General features: G+C 41.0%; 13 protein-coding genes. 7 read left to right on the top strand and 6 right to left on the bottom strand.

Going from position 1 to position 14094, the window contains the following annotated elements; translation table 11 throughout:
* Nucleotides 1–201: 201 nt before the first annotated feature.
* From Q4549_RS08555 to Q4549_RS08525, 7 genes are all read left to right on the top strand, one after another.
* A complete protein-coding gene (locus Q4549_RS08555) occupies nucleotides 202–1020 on the top strand; it encodes a flagellin (protein WP_303550602.1) in 819 nt (272 codons plus the stop codon).
* Nucleotides 1021–1574: 554 nt separating this feature from the next.
* Complete coding sequence (locus tag Q4549_RS08550; RefSeq protein ID WP_303550605.1) at nucleotides 1575–2390, top strand: flagellin; 816 nt, start codon at nucleotides 1575–1577, stop codon at nucleotides 2388–2390.
* Between the two features lie 79 nt (nucleotides 2391–2469).
* On the top strand, nucleotides 2470–2892 hold the full coding sequence (locus Q4549_RS08545; protein WP_303550608.1) for a flagellar protein FlaG: 423 nt from the start codon (nucleotides 2470–2472) through the stop codon (nucleotides 2890–2892).
* A gap of 21 nt (nucleotides 2893–2913) precedes the next feature.
* Nucleotides 2914–4326 carry a flagellar filament capping protein FliD gene (gene fliD, locus Q4549_RS08540; protein ID WP_303550611.1) on the top strand — a complete coding sequence of 471 codons (1413 nt, stop codon included), beginning with the start codon at nucleotides 2914–2916 and terminating at the stop codon, nucleotides 4324–4326.
* Nucleotides 4327–4338: 12 nt separating this feature from the next.
* The gene (fliS, locus tag Q4549_RS08535; protein WP_303550614.1) at nucleotides 4339–4746 is read left to right on the top strand and encodes a flagellar export chaperone FliS; all 408 of its coding nucleotides are present in this window, start codon (nucleotides 4339–4341) and stop codon (nucleotides 4744–4746) included.
* Nucleotide 4747: 1 nt separating this feature from the next.
* Entirely contained in the window at nucleotides 4748–5077 is a 330-nt protein-coding gene (locus Q4549_RS08530) for a hypothetical protein (RefSeq protein ID WP_303550617.1), read from the top strand.
* Nucleotides 5078–5097: 20 nt separating this feature from the next.
* Nucleotides 5098–8031 carry a 6-hydroxymethylpterin diphosphokinase MptE-like protein gene (locus tag Q4549_RS08525; protein WP_303550620.1) on the top strand — a complete coding sequence of 978 codons (2934 nt, stop codon included), beginning with the start codon at nucleotides 5098–5100 and terminating at the stop codon, nucleotides 8029–8031.
* Nucleotides 8032–8068: 37 nt separating this feature from the next.
* Here the strand turns inward: Q4549_RS08525 and Q4549_RS08520 are convergent, their stop codons facing one another.
* The 6 genes from Q4549_RS08520 to pseB all read right to left on the bottom strand — a co-directional run bounded on the left by Q4549_RS08520 (nucleotide 8069) and on the right by pseB (nucleotide 13959).
* Nucleotides 8069–8455: a hypothetical protein gene (locus Q4549_RS08520; RefSeq protein ID WP_303512557.1), complete on the bottom strand. Its 387-nt coding sequence runs from the start codon at nucleotides 8453–8455 to the stop codon at nucleotides 8069–8071.
* Between the two features lie 72 nt (nucleotides 8456–8527).
* Complete coding sequence (pseI, locus tag Q4549_RS08515) at nucleotides 8528–9589, bottom strand: pseudaminic acid synthase (RefSeq protein ID WP_303550623.1); 1062 nt, start codon at nucleotides 9587–9589, stop codon at nucleotides 8528–8530.
* Nucleotides 9586–11127, bottom strand: coding sequence for a UDP-2,4-diacetamido-2,4,6-trideoxy-beta-L-altropyranose hydrolase (gene pseG, locus Q4549_RS08510; protein ID WP_303550626.1), 1542 nt, complete (start codon nucleotides 11125–11127; stop codon nucleotides 9586–9588). Before pseG ends, pseI begins: the two co-directional genes overlap by 4 nt.
* Nucleotides 11124–11816 carry a pseudaminic acid cytidylyltransferase gene (gene pseF / locus Q4549_RS08505; RefSeq protein WP_303550629.1) on the bottom strand — a complete coding sequence of 231 codons (693 nt, stop codon included), beginning with the start codon at nucleotides 11814–11816 and terminating at the stop codon, nucleotides 11124–11126. Before pseF ends, pseG begins: the two co-directional genes overlap by 4 nt.
* The gene (gene pseC, locus Q4549_RS08500; RefSeq protein WP_303550632.1) at nucleotides 11813–12961 is read right to left on the bottom strand and encodes a UDP-4-amino-4,6-dideoxy-N-acetyl-beta-L-altrosamine transaminase; all 1149 of its coding nucleotides are present in this window, start codon (nucleotides 12959–12961) and stop codon (nucleotides 11813–11815) included. Before pseC ends, pseF begins: the two co-directional genes overlap by 4 nt.
* Nucleotides 12958–13959: a UDP-N-acetylglucosamine 4,6-dehydratase (inverting) gene (pseB, locus tag Q4549_RS08495; protein ID WP_303512571.1), complete on the bottom strand. Its 1002-nt coding sequence runs from the start codon at nucleotides 13957–13959 to the stop codon at nucleotides 12958–12960. The genes pseC and pseB overlap by 4 nt, the downstream gene beginning before the upstream one ends.
* Nucleotides 13960–14094: the final 135 nt, after the last annotated feature.

Here is a 14094-nt window from a genome sequence, read left to right as displayed (position 1 = left end):
TTTATTCTTAGCCTGCCGTTATAAAGGTTGCTTCAATAATGAAGCAACCTTTTTTATTTTAAGATTTGTTCTGGAAATAAAATTAAAATAATTGCTAAAGAATATTGAAGCGCCGCCGTTATATAGGGTAAGTCAGAAGAAAATAATAACTGACAACTAATAAAACCTATAAATGGTTAATATATAGATAGGAGAAATATCATGGCTTTATACGTAAATACAAATGTGTCATCGCTAAACGCCCAACGTCAGTTAACTCAATCTGGCTGGTCTTTAGATACATCATTCCAACGCTTGTCATCGGGTTTGCGTATTAATAGTGCAAAGGACGATGCCGCTGGTCTTCAAATTTCAAACCGTATGACTTCGCAGATTCAAGGTCTAGATCGGGCAGTAATGAATGCTCAAGATGGTATCTCTTTAGCGCAAACCGCTGAGGGAGCGATGGACGAAGTAACAAATATGTTGCAACGTATGCGTACTTTAGCCATCCAATCTCAAGATGGTATTAACAACTCTGACGACAGACTTGCATTGCAAGCAGAGGTCTCCCAGCTTAAGGCAGAAATTAGCCGAGTTGGAACAACCACTAAGTTTGGTAACATCACTCTATTGGATGGCCAATATAACGAAAACTTCTTGGTAGGCGCAAACGCTGGAGAAAATATTGCGGTAACTATTGCGACTACCGTGAGCCAGGCTGGTCTAGGTATCGCTGCATTGGCTGTTACAAGTCCTGCAGCTGCAAGCGCTGCTATGGCTGCCATTGATTCAGCGGTTAAAACCATTGATGCCGAACGCGCTCAATTAGGTGCTGTTCAAAATCGGTTCCAGTCTACCATACGTAACTTGTCTAACATCTCAGAGAACGTAACGGCAGCTCGTTCGCGTATTAAAGATACTGATTTTGCAAAAGAAACTGCAGAATTAACTCGAAACCAGATACTGCAACAGACTTCTACGACGATTTTGGCTCAAGCGAACCAACGTCCTCAAGCTGCGTTGTCACTACTGGGATAATAAAAAAGAAAAGGACGGTGGGGGTTCAATCCACCGTCCTCATACTGTAATCGCGCAATTAGTACTCTTAGGAGGCTCAATTCCATACCAATAATAAGTTGCGCTTTAGTTTCGCTCTCAATCTCCTATCGTTTCGAGCGATACGGTCAAGTGATGTATACTCACTTGACCTTTTTTCGCAGCGGTTCAGACTGCACGAATAATAAAGCAATGCTTGTGCCAAGTTTTAGTGACAGATAATTGGCATCAAATAATTAAACTTTTAGTTAAAAACTCTATCTTTAGTCTGGTTCACACAGTGTTATTTTCCGTTACAAAGCCTTTGATAGCAAGGCTTGCCGCAAAAGCGGCAAATTATTTCCGTTTTTTCCTCTTTTTCCCTAAAGCTTTTCCTAGGCTTGCCGCTAACTAATATGAAGTTATTAAAACTTTAGTCCATTTCTAAGTTGTCTTGGTTTTCGGTTCATTAACCAGGGGTTCAACAACTAACAGATGGTTTTGATCGTCCTGACACAGTTCAATCAGGATGAGCGATTTCTTAGGAGGCTCAAATTATGGCATTAGTTGTCAACACCAATGTGTCGTCATTGAACGCACAACGTCAGTTATCTAGTTCTGGTGGTATGTTAGATACTGCTTATCAACGTCTAAGCTCTGGTTTTCGAATTAACAGTGCAAAAGATGATGCAGCTGGTCTACAAATCTCTAACCGCATGACTTCACAGATCCAAGGTCTTGATCGCGCTGTGATGAATGCTCAAGATGGTATTTCGGTTGCGCAAACAGCTGAGGGTGCTATGGATGAAGTGACTAACATGCTTCAACGTATGCGGACTTTAGCCGTTCAGTCGCAAGATGGTATTAACAACAGTGATGACCGCGCCGCGCTTAACGCTGAAGTTAGTCAACTTAAAGCTGAGATTAGCCGAGTTGGTACAACAACTAAGTTTGGTGGAACTGCTCTTTTAGACGGTTCATATAGCTCAAACTTCCTAGTTGGAGCTAATGCCGGTGAGAATATTCTTGTATCAATTGGCCAAACTATTTCGCAAGCTGGTTTAGGTATTACTGGAGCAAGTGTAGGCACAGCAGCAGCAGCTAGTGCGGCTATGGCAAGCATTGATTCAGCGATTAAAGCAGTAGATTCAGAGCGAGCGAGTTTAGGTGCGGTTCAAAACCGCTTCCAATCTACAATTCGTAACTTGTCTAACATCTCAGAGAATATTTCTGGTGCTCGTTCGCGAATTAAAGACACAGATTTTGCGAAAGAAACTGCAGACCTAACTAAGGCTCAGATTCTACAGCAAACCAGTACTTCGATTCTTGCTCAAGCAAACCAACGCCCACAGGCTGCGTTAGCTCTAGTTTAATCGGCAAAAATAGTGAAGAAAGACGCAGCCACACTTATACTGTATAAGTGTGGCTTGCTTTGTTTAAGGAGTCTGGAATATGGATAACAGTGTAAGTTCAATATCCACCTCGACAGCTACATCCGGTCAACCTGCAAATCAGGAGCCCAACTTAAGTGCTGCTGACAAGATGGAAGTGGCACAAATATCGCTTCAAAAAGAGCAACAAAAGGTAAAAGCACAACAAGAAGCTGAGCAAGAGAAACGTCAAGATGAGGATAAGACTCAAATAGATGACGTAGTTGCCTCTCTAAACCAGTTACTTGAGGTACAAGACAGGGATGTAAAGTTTGTAGTAGATGAACGAGATGGTCAGTTCTTCACATCGGTGCTAAATAGAAGCACTGACGAGCTCATTCGTGAAATTCCTACAGAAGAGTATCGTCAATTGGAAGAACGGTTGAAAAAGTTTCAAGATGCCATTGGCCAAACAACTGGCTTATTTGTAGATCAATTGGTGTAACTAATATACGAGTAAAATATTATGACAGGAATAACAGCGGCGGGTATTGGTAGCGGATTAGATTTAGAAGCACTTATTGAAGTATCTATTAATGCTGAACGCGCTGGTAAAGATGCTCGTTTGGAGAAAACTAAAGCCACCTTAGATGTTACTTTGTCTGCGGTCGGTTCTGTTAAATCTGCTTTAAGTTCCTTTCTTAGTATTCTCGAAAAAGCTAAAGAACAATCAACCTTTATTCCTAGGGTTGCTACTACAGGTGAATCTGAAGGCAATGAATCAATTATTGTTGATTTGGACGAAGGTGCCACAAACGGTAATTATTCAATTGAAGTTCAGCAACTTGCAGGAGGCTCCTCTCTTACATCCATTGACTCTACAGCAAATGGCGGAACCCCACTGTATTCAAGCGAAAACGATGTGGTGTCTACTACTGCGGGACAAATGACTTTTGCTACGGCTAACGGTGAAAGTTTTGTCTTAGATGTTGAAGCCGGGACAACTCTTAAGCAGTTAAGAGAAAAAATAAATGATGCGGAAGATAACTTTGGGGTCAGTGCCAACCTTATTGATACTGGTTCAGAGATTCGCCTAGCGATATCTTCAGAAGAAACTGGAGATGGTAATACTCTAACGGTAACAAATACTGGCTCTAACCCTGAACTTGATAATTTTACCAATGCTGGTGGAAAAATGAGTGTGATTGACGCATCGTCCGCGAAAATTACCATTGACGGAATTGAAGCAACCAGCAGCACTAACAATTTCAGTAACGTGGTATCTGGCGTAAGTATCGATGTCAAAAAAGTGACAGGATCTGCTGTCTCTGTAGGTATTGCGCCCAGTGAAGAAAAAGCAATTGAGAATATGAAAGCCTTTGTTGACGCTTATAACAAGGTTATATCAGAAATTGATAAGTACTCTAAGCCTGAAACGGTAGTTGAAGGTGATGATGGATCCTCTTCTCGTAAAGAATTAAGTGGCGATGCTATGTTTCGCTCACTGCGTTACTCATTAGGTCGAATCGCCAGTAATGGCTACGATGATGCCCCTCCAGGCATGAAAACACTTTATGGTATAGGTGTTGAAATGGACAATGACGGCATGCTTAAATTGGACGAGACTAAATTTAAAGAGAACCTAGCTAACAATATGGACGGAGTTGGCGAGGTTTTTGCTATGTCTGGTGGTATCTCGGAGTCTTTTTCTGCGATAGTCGCAAGTTATGAGAAATCTGATGGTGTGCTTGCTTCTCGAGAGGAGTCAGTAAAAAGTCAGATACGAGATTACGAACATCAAAAGTTGGATTTTGAAGAGCGAATGGCTTCTTATGAGAAAACACTACGTGCCAAATATACTGCTTTTGATGTTGCCATGGGTGACCTAAATAGCCAAATGTCTTATATTACAGGACAACTAGCGCAGTTGAATAAATAATGGAAGTGACATATGTATCAAAAAGGCATTAATCAATATCGCCAAGTAGGTGTTAAAGACCAAATAGCAACTGCAGATCCTCATGGAGTCACTCAGATATTGATGCAAACGGCTCTACAAAACTTAGCTGTTGCTAAAGGGTGTTTAGAGCGCAATGACTTAGCAAATAAAGGCAAGCCAATTGGTAAAGCTACCTCTATTATTACTTCGCTTCGAGACACTTTAGATCACGAACGTGGCGGTGATATTGCTGATAACTTAAATGATTTGTATAGTTATATGTTAGAGCTTTTATCAGAAGCGTCTGTTTCTAATAAAGCAGAATTAGTTGCTGAAGTGATTGATATTTTCCTTCCAATTAAGTCTGCTTGGGACCAAATACCAGAGTCAGCAAAGCAAGAAGCCTACCAACAGAAGTAAGATGAGTACGTCTAACTCTCACCTCAATAAGCAACTAGCTAAAGCTAGTTTATCTTTACTTGCGCTCCGTGAAGCTTTAGACGGAGATTCGGTTGATCTTAAGCAAGTAGAGAGCAGCCTTACAGAACATCATGCTATTGTTAAAGACATATTTGAAGGCTCTGACTCTAGGGTTTTTTCAGCGGATGATCTGGTTCTTCTCAATGAATACTCCGAGAAAGTTCAAGCGATCTACAGTTACTTTAAAGAACAACGCTTAGACATAAAAACTACTCTTGGCTCTTTAAAGCGTGGTCAGAAAGTCGTGGGCGCCTATTTTAAGAATCTTTAGGCGACAACTTAGGAATCGTAATGCTAAAGAATATTGATTTTCAGACATCCACCGATGAGCCTATTCAACAACAACATGAAGCTCAATTAGCCCCTTTGATACAGAGGCGCTTTGCGCGTAACTTAGAGGCGTTTGCTAGCTTTGATCTTGGCTTAGCAAAAACACTCTCTGAACATCACTCTGTTAAATATTCCCCTTTTGTTACAACTTCTCGTCGTTTAAATGTAATGAGCATTGCAAAAGGGAGAGCTCTTTATAACCTCATTCCTGAAAGACAGGTCTCTCAGCAAGTTACACACTTTAGCCAACAGGCTCTGGTTTATGATAGCTCTGTAGATACCCCTTTGTTGAGTGTTATTCAACAGCAAGGCGCTACGTTAAACTCTCTGTTGCCACAAGGTAACATTGCTTACCAAGCAATAGATGAAAACAGTGAAAATCTTGTTATTTTGGGTTGTGGCCTAGGTTTGCATTTAAAGCAGTTAGCCAGCTTAGCTCCTTGGAAGAGAATACTTTTAATTGAACCTGAGGTAGATTTATTATATGTTTCTTTGCTTAGTGCTGAGTGGCGAGAAATGTTGGGGCATGTTTCTGCTAATGATATTAAATTAAATATTGTTTCGGGGGTAAAAGGTGCAGACGCTATACAAGCGATAAGTGACTGGAAAAAAGAACATGGGCTAACGAAATTCCATATTTATCGGCATTATGATTATGCTGTCTTTAATTGTTTTGAATATCATTTAGCTTTAGGATTAGATGCTTTTTCTCACGAACTGATAGAGCAAAGTGCCAACCTAGAAGAAGAAAGTAGTTTTGAATTTAGCCATTCTTTGAGCTTTTACTATTTAGAAAACTCTCAGGTGGCGACTCATATAGAGGAAAAGAATAGTAAGCTTTTAGATAACCACTTTTCAAACAATTTAGTGGCGTTTCGTAAGTATTTTCCTGACATATACGCTTTTGCTGTTGATTATAAAGCCGTAAGGTGGCAGTTAGTTAGTACAGGAGATGGACAGTTTAACCTGTTTGATTTAGAGCAAGGAGTAATGTCTAGTAGTGAGGAACTACGAGATTCAAGCCTTAAGTATTTCGAACACTATTCAGCCAATCCTAGAATTGACCCTCTCGACGCTAGGCAAACATTTCATAAGCCAAGTCCATTTATTCATTATGATAAATCAGCTCAACTTAAAAATTTGGTTCAATCAATTCCAGAATCAAAACACAGTAAATTACCGCATAAATTACCGTCATTTATCATGTATGGTTGCTCTTTGGGTTATCAAGTAGAGAAGTTGCTAAACTCCCATATTGTAGATAATTTTATACTTTATGAGCCGAATATAGATTTTTTCTATGCATCATTATCCACGATAGACTGGAGTAAAATCCTACAGGCTTCTGATGAGCAAGGTACTAAACTTTATCTCAATATTGGCGATGATGGCACGCATATGTTTGATGATATTCATATGCGCTTACAGAGCTACGGTATTCATATTCTCTCGTATACGTTCTTTTATGTAAGTTATTTTCAGCATGCAATGGATAAAAATATTCGTTTAACACGAGACCAATTCAAGGTCCTATTAAACATTAGTGAGTTCTTCGATCATGCTTTCTATAACTTAAACCATACTCGTGACTCTCTATTGCGCAACAGTCGCTATATGTTAAAAAACAAACCGCAGGTGCTGCGTGACGAATTAGCCAACATTCCTGTATTTATTATCGGAAATGGACCCTCTTTAGATAGCAGTGCGGATGTGATTCGTCAGCACCAAGGTAAGGCGATTATTATTTCAGTTGGTACGAGTTTAAAAGCACTTTATCAGCTAGGTATTAAGCCAGACTTTCATGCAGAAGTTGAACAAACTAGAGCTACTCTTCATTGGGTATGCCAAGTTCCAGATCCTGATTGGCTTAAACAAATAGATATGATTACTGTAAACGGCCTACACCCCGAAGTATCAGACATGTTTGGTGAAACGCTATATTGTTTGAAAACGGGAGAAGCTGGGTCACTGAGTTTTCTTGAAATTGCTGAAGAAGTGCAAGAATTCGATAGTATCCTTTACTCTTATCCTACAGTATCAAATTGTGCATTATCTTATGCTCTGCGCATTGGGTTTAGACAAATATATCTATTTGGTGTGGATCTTGGTTTTGTAGACCCCAGTCGTCACCATAGTCGGCACTCTGCATACTATAACGCTAAAGAAGATGGTAAAGAGCTTTATGATTATAGTGCACATGGTACGGGTTTAAGAGTGCCTGGTAATTTTGAAGATTATGTATTTACTAAGCATGAATTTAAGTACTCTGCAGAAATATTAGGTAAATCCATAGCTGAGTATGATGATGCCGAAGTTTATAACACTTCGAATGGGGCGCTAATTGAGGGAGCCGCTCCACTAGCTCTCGAGCAGGTGCTTCTAACAGGTGATGAAATTGATAAATCCGCGTTAAAACAGCGTATAAAGTTAGGCGCTTATAGAGAAGACACATCTCAGTTAGTTGATGTATTCGACAATACCTACTCAGATAAACATATTGAAGAGCACTGTAACCAGTTGCTTGATATAGTACGTAATGATGCTGATAGCTGGGAAGCTGTACTTGATATATTAGATCGTCAAGTTAAATTAGTTAAAGGTTCTGCGGCAGACCCTAAATCTCTATTCTTTTACTTAATGCGGGGGAGTGCTTCTTTTTGTTTAACCTATTTAACCCGCTTAGCTTATTCGGCTGATGATGAAGAGTTATGTATGCAGCGCTTCAATGAAGGTAAAGCAATATGGATAGAATATATAACCGAAATGCGGGATAAAGTGCTCAGCGACTTTGGTGAGTTCGACCAAACGCCTCGGCCTGTGCCAGATAATGATTTTGATTCAATGCCTGCACTTGATATTCTTAAAAAAAGAAAAGAAGCAGCAAAAACGGGTTAAATAATTGGGGTTAAACGGTGATGTTTAACCCCAATTTTTAAGATTCTAGTAATTGTTCTATGTACTCTGAGATCGTTTCTTCTTGACCAAAAAGTGCGTGGTAGATTTTCCCCGGGAAGGCTATTGAACGCTCTTCATTCTTAAAGAATGTTTGAGGAGGTTCTTCTTCGGTTTCTTCGATAAATAGCCATTCGCCACCAGCTTCTTTTTTATACACCTCTCCAACATAAGCGCCTAACATATATGAATAGGTAAACATCTCTTTTTCATCTAAATGTTGCTCGCTGAGTGTTTTGATTAGCTGATCTACTTGGGTGAGGCTACCTAATGAATAGTCTGGACGAGGGCTACCAGTGCTTTCGATAAAACTAATGGCATCTTCGGCTGTGTCGGCCATAAGTTTCGAGAACTCTTCGTTATTCATTATTTCTGTCCTTTCAAAAATTATAATCTTAATACTAAAAGCTTTATTTATTTTAACAAGTATATACGTCAGCTAAGTGCTAGTTTTGCTTATTAACTCCCAAGATAATGGCGTTGCAAAGTCTATATCTATTTTGGCCTTGCTACCTAATACCTCGTCTAGCCATTTGGGGGCTAAGCCATATCCTGGTCTTACACTTCCAATGTTATTGGTAGATAAAACATCACCTTTTTTTATGGATTTAGTTGTGTATAGGGAGCGCCTAAACTGTATGTTTTGTTGCTCACTTGACGCTTGAGAGTAAGATACCAGACCCATTGCAGACCATGCTGTACCCGCTGACTGACATAGCTGAGATAATTCCTTAGGCTCAATAGAGAAGCTATCGTCGGGGCCGCCGCCAAGCCGGTCTAATGTTACGTGTTTTTCTACGATAGCCGCCCCTAATGCGACAGCGGTGATGGCGGTAGTGTTGTCTATAGTGTGGTCAGACAATCCAGTCACTAAGCCAAACCGACTCTGCATATCAGTTAACGTATGCAAATTATAATCTGACGCCGGGGCCGGATAACCGCTAACGCAATGCAAAATTGCTAATTGCTTACAGCCAGCAGACTTAGCTGCTTCTATGGCTTCGCTAATCTCTTGCTCATTTGCCATGCCGGTTGAAATAATCATCGGCTTCCCGGTTGACGCTACATACTTTATTAGGGGGAGATCTATCGCTTCAAATGATGCTATTTTGTAGGCTGGGGCATTTAGCTCTTCGAGCAAGTCTACAGCACTATTATCAAACGGCGAGCTAAAGAGAGTTATGCCTTGTTTCCTTGCATAATCAAATAGCTCTTTATGCCACTCCCATGGAGTGTATGCAGATTCGTATAGCTGGTAGAGGGTGTTACCGTCCCAAAGCCCACCAGATATTTTGAACTCAGGTTTATCACTTTTTAGGGTGATAGTATCGGCGCGATACGTTTGGATTTTTACCGCATCAGCCCCTGCCTGTTTGGCGGCTTTTATCAGTGCAAGAGCGTTATTAATGTTACCGTTATGATTTGCTGAAATCTCAGCAATAATATAGGGCGGTTGGTCTACGCCAATTCGTCTATTGTCGATACAAATATTGTTGTTCATGTATAGCTTCCATTGGCTGTTTGAAGGAAGACGTTATTGCCAATCGCCTGATAATTCTGTTGCTTAAACAAATATAGAGAAGCTTTGTTTTTTGGCAATATAGTTGCGTAAAAATCGGAATTCGGCAGCAGAGACCTAGCAAGTTTTAAAGCAGCGCTTGCTACTCCTAGTCGCTTACTGTTACTTGCTGTAAGAATAGATATCTCGTAACCATCGCTCTCTGTTAGCCTATCAAGCCGCAGCATACCTTGGGGCTGTTCTCCATTGGTGACGATGTAAAGATGATAAGCGGTATTGCTTAGTTGCTGGGAAAACCATGCCTTGTGTTCTCGCTCGGTAGGAGTCGCGGGGTTTATTGCGTACTCTCGTGTGCCTGGTTCGTGCTGCCATTGAAAGAGTTGTACACAGTCTTCCTTGGTGACAAGGTTTAGGTGAACTAGCTGCCCATTAGTTAACGATGTTTGCATGATACTTGCCGCTGTTCTGCGCGCACCCTGCGCATCAACTAAGGCTGTCGCTTTATTCGCCATACTTTGGTAATTGTATTGAATGTGCTGTATAGCTTGAGTTAGTTTGTGTTCGTTGATTTGCTGTGGCGAACCTAAAGAAATAGCCGCTCCTTCTTCAGCGAGTATTCGACATATTTCTTTCTGATTATCAGCCAACTCAATATTAATGCTTGGCAAACCTAAAGCGCAGCGTTCCCAAGCACTAGCGCCACTGGCACCAATGGCAAGGTCGGCTTTGGTCATTATTTCCGCCATATTGGATATTGAGCGCAGAACCTGGCAATGTTTGAATCGTGAGCGCTGACTAGTTTCTAGCAGCGATTGATAATTGGGATTATTAGGACCCGCAATTACAATTAGCTTAGTACAGCTATCAATCGGACTACTTTGTAATAATTCTATCAATTGCTTAGTTACGTTATTGCGGTCGGTGCCACCCAAACTTAATAATATTGAGTTAATTGACTGTTTTTTATCGCGCCTAGTTTGAACGGTGGTTTGGGCAGTTAAAAACTCATCTCTCAGCAATGCGTAATGTGTACCCAGTAATAGGGAAGCAGAAGAGGGCACCAATGACCGGTAATCAGAGTTAGTTCTGCCATAGGTTTGATCTAGCAGAATGTCACATTGGTGGGCGCGATTAGCGAGATCATCAATTACTACTATTTGTTTTACATAGGGTTGTAAAAGCAGTTCCCAGCGTTTGTCTACGCCATAGTGATCTACGATCAAGAAATCTACTGGGCCTATTTCACTTATTTTATCTAGAGTATTATTGGCGTCTTGAGTATAAAGTCGACCTAACCAAGTAGAGGGATCCTTTGGGTCAAGGTGTTCTGTTGGAGGTGCTAGCAATAACAGTTTGAAACCAGACTCAGTGATAACAGAATTAATGTTGCCGAGGTGTTCTGCACTGGCAAAACTTATAGTGTGTCCATTTTTTCTTAACTGGTGGGCCAGCGACAAACAGCGGTAAACATGGCCGCTACCAATGATTATTGACGAGTCTACTCTAAAGACAATATTCATTGTTGTTGTCGGTAATTGTATAGAAACTCAGCTAAGGCCCAGTCTTGCATGTCATCAATATCTACACAGCTATTTTTGGGAACCACTAAACCCAGGGACTTTTCACTGTAAATTGGAGTATTACTTAAATAGGCCGAGGCTTTTCCCCAGTAGTATTGACCGGTATCGTAAAACCCTTCATTTAAATCTTGGCTACGACTATTCAAATGTTCTAGTTCCATCATTGAAACAAAGCCGTTTGTATCTAGACGCAAAGCACGTTGTATAGGTGCAGGGTAGGCTGCAACCGGGAATAAGTAGTCCGCATCCTTTTGTTTTAATACCTGTTTACCTTCTAACAATTGAGAGGGTGTCACAAAAGGCGCTGTCGCGTAGATACAACAAACTTCAGTAATGTCTGAATCGATAACTACTAAAGTAGAAATAGCATGATGAATAACCTCAAGCGTAGTTGCGTAGTCATTTGCAATGTGCGCTGGTCTAACAAAAGGCACTTCAGCGCCGAATTGTTTAGCAATATCGGCTATCTCAGAATCATCAGTGGATACAATAACACGATCAAAACACTGGCTTTGTAATGCGCTTTCTATACTGTAAGCGATAATGGGTTTGCCATTAAAAAGCTTAATGTTTTTCCTCGGAATACGTTTACTTCCGCCGCGTGCTGGAATTATTGCTACAGCGCTCATTGCAAAGCCTCTGCCAGAGTACTAACCACAAATTTCTGTTCTTCATCGGTTAAGGCAGGGAATAGCGGCAGACTCAAAGCTGCTTTATAATAATGCTCGGCGTTAGGGTAGTCACCCAACTTGTGTCCTAAAGCTTGGTAATGAGGTTGAGTATGCACGGGTATGTAATGAACATTCACACCAATGTCAGCCGCCTGCATTTTGTTGAATACGGCGAGTCGTTTTTCTGGCTGGCTGAGCTGAATGACGTATAAATGCCTAGCAGATATTCCATTAGTATGCTGTTTTGGTGAAATAACCGGAAGAGGGGTTAATAGCTCATCGTAACGGTTGGCCAATTCTGCCCGCTTGGCTACCCACTGATCCACTCGCTTAAGTTGCGACAAACCTAATGCGCCTTGTAACTCAGTAATACGATAGTTAAAGCCTAAATCGAGTTGCTGATAGAACCAAGGACCATCTGGTTCTTTTGTCATAAGCGCTGGGTCTCTTGTGACACCATGACTTCTCAGTAAGGCCATCTTTGTAGACAGTTCTAGTGAGTTGGTGAGTGCTGCGCCGCCTTCTCCTGTAGTGATGATTTTTACTGGATGAAAGCTGAAAACAGTAATGTCACTAAAGCGGCAGTTGCCAATGGGGTGTTCTAAATAGGTACCACCAATGGCATGAGATGCATCTTCAATAATACGAAAGCCGTATTGCTGACTTAAGGCATATATGGCTTGCATGTCACAGGGTTGCCCACACATGTGAATAACAATTACCACTTTAGGAAGTGAGTTAGTGGTAGTTGATTTTTCTAATTTGGTTTTTAAAGCCAGTGGGCATAAGTTGTAACTGCTAGAGTCTATGTCTACAAAATCAACTTCTGCTCCACAGTAGAGCGCACAATTGGCCGATGCCACAAAAGTGATAGGACTGGTCCAAACGATATCACCAGCACTAACATCGAGTGCTCGGCAAGCGAGGTGAAGGGCGCTGGTAGCCGAATTAGTGGCTAAGGTATATTTAGCTCCAGTATAGGTGCATAGAGCCTGTTCGAATTCAGGCACTTTGGGGCCTTGAGTAAGGTAGTCAGAACCCAATACTTCTACAACAGTGTCAATGTCTTGTTGAGATATTTGCTGTCTACCGTAAGGGATCATAATTCAGCCATTTCGTCGAAAGCCAAAATCTGCTCAGAATCCAAAAAGTCAGGGTTAGTTTCAGAGTGGTACTCAAAACCTTGTTTAACAAGTTGACCTACCTCGTCTATCAGATTCCGAGAGTAGTTGTGTTCATCATTATAAAACTTGATGCTTGGGCAGATAACAAAATGGTCGTCAAACTCCAATGTGAGATGGGAGTCATCACCTGGACACATTATTTCGTGAAGCTTTTCGCCTGGACGAATACCAATAATTTTAATAGGGAGATCGGGCGCATAGGTTTTTGCTAAGTCGACAATTCTCACTGACGGTATTTTAGGAATGAAAATTTCGCCGCCGTACATGCGGCTGAAGTTTTTCAAAACAAAGTCGACACCTTGTTGCAAAGTAATCCAAAAACGAGTCATTTCTTCATGAGTAATCGGTAAGTGGTCATTACCATTAGCGATTAATTGCTTAAAGAACGGCACTACCGACCCTCGAGATCCCACAACATTGCCATATCGAACGACTGCAAAACGAGTTTGGCCTTGGCCAACCATATTATTTGCCGCCACGAAAAGCTTATCTGAGGCTAGTTTTGTCGCTCCATATAAGTTGATGGGGGCTGCAGCTTTATCTGTAGATAATGCAATAACTTTAGATACGTTGTTTTCTATGGCTGCTTTGATTACATTTTCAGCGCCATGAATATTCGTTTTTATACACTCCATAGGATTGTATTCAGCGGCGGGAACTTGCTTTAGAGCCGCTGCGTGAATGACATAATCTACGCCGTTCATGGCCTGAATAAGGCGTTCTCTATCACGAACATCACCAATGAAGTAGCGCATGCAAGGGTCATTGAATTGCTGTTGCATTTCATATTGCTTTAACTCATCACGAGAATAGATGATTAGGCGCTTGGGCTTATATCGTTCTAAGATAGTTTTTGTATACTTCTTACCGAAAGAACCTGTTCCACCAGTAATCAAGATAGATTTGTTGTCAAACATAAGCACCCTTAATTCTTATTATATGATTCGTCTAAAGCATAAAATAGGCCAATAATACTGGCGGCTGTTTCAATCTGTTGCGTATATTGGCTTTAAGCTAGTCGTTTTGCTTTGACTATTTGTATCGGTATAAAA

The sequence above is a fragment of the Agarivorans sp. 2_MG-2023 genome, from assembly GCF_030548085.1.
GTDB lineage: Bacteria > Pseudomonadota > Gammaproteobacteria > Enterobacterales > Celerinatantimonadaceae > Agarivorans.
The sequence above is the reverse complement of the archived record's forward strand: the minus strand, read 5'-3'. Positions and strand labels throughout refer to the sequence as shown.

Coding starts and splice junctions, on each gene's coding strand:
- Q4549_RS08530 (WP_303550617.1), top strand. CDS start 4,748: ATGAGTACGTCTAACTCTCACCTCAATAAGCAACTAGCTAAAGCTAGT.
- Q4549_RS08520 (WP_303512557.1), bottom strand. CDS start 8,455: ATGAATAACGAAGAGTTCTCGAAACTTATGGCCGACACAGCCGAAGAT.
- Q4549_RS08555 (WP_303550602.1), top strand. CDS start 202: ATGGCTTTATACGTAAATACAAATGTGTCATCGCTAAACGCCCAACGT.
- pseI (WP_303550623.1), bottom strand. CDS start 9,589: ATGAACAACAATATTTGTATCGACAATAGACGAATTGGCGTAGACCAA.
- pseF (WP_303550629.1), bottom strand. CDS start 11,816: ATGAGCGCTGTAGCAATAATTCCAGCACGCGGCGGAAGTAAACGTATT.
- Q4549_RS08525 (WP_303550620.1), top strand. CDS start 5,098: ATGCTAAAGAATATTGATTTTCAGACATCCACCGATGAGCCTATTCAA.
- Q4549_RS08550 (WP_303550605.1), top strand. CDS start 1,575: ATGGCATTAGTTGTCAACACCAATGTGTCGTCATTGAACGCACAACGT.
- fliD (WP_303550611.1), top strand. CDS start 2,914: ATGACAGGAATAACAGCGGCGGGTATTGGTAGCGGATTAGATTTAGAA.
- pseC (WP_303550632.1), bottom strand. CDS start 12,961: ATGATCCCTTACGGTAGACAGCAAATATCTCAACAAGACATTGACACT.
- Q4549_RS08545 (WP_303550608.1), top strand. CDS start 2,470: ATGGATAACAGTGTAAGTTCAATATCCACCTCGACAGCTACATCCGGT.
- fliS (WP_303550614.1), top strand. CDS start 4,339: ATGTATCAAAAAGGCATTAATCAATATCGCCAAGTAGGTGTTAAAGAC.
- pseG (WP_303550626.1), bottom strand. CDS start 11,127: ATGAATATTGTCTTTAGAGTAGACTCGTCAATAATCATTGGTAGCGGC.
- pseB (WP_303512571.1), bottom strand. CDS start 13,959: ATGTTTGACAACAAATCTATCTTGATTACTGGTGGAACAGGTTCTTTC.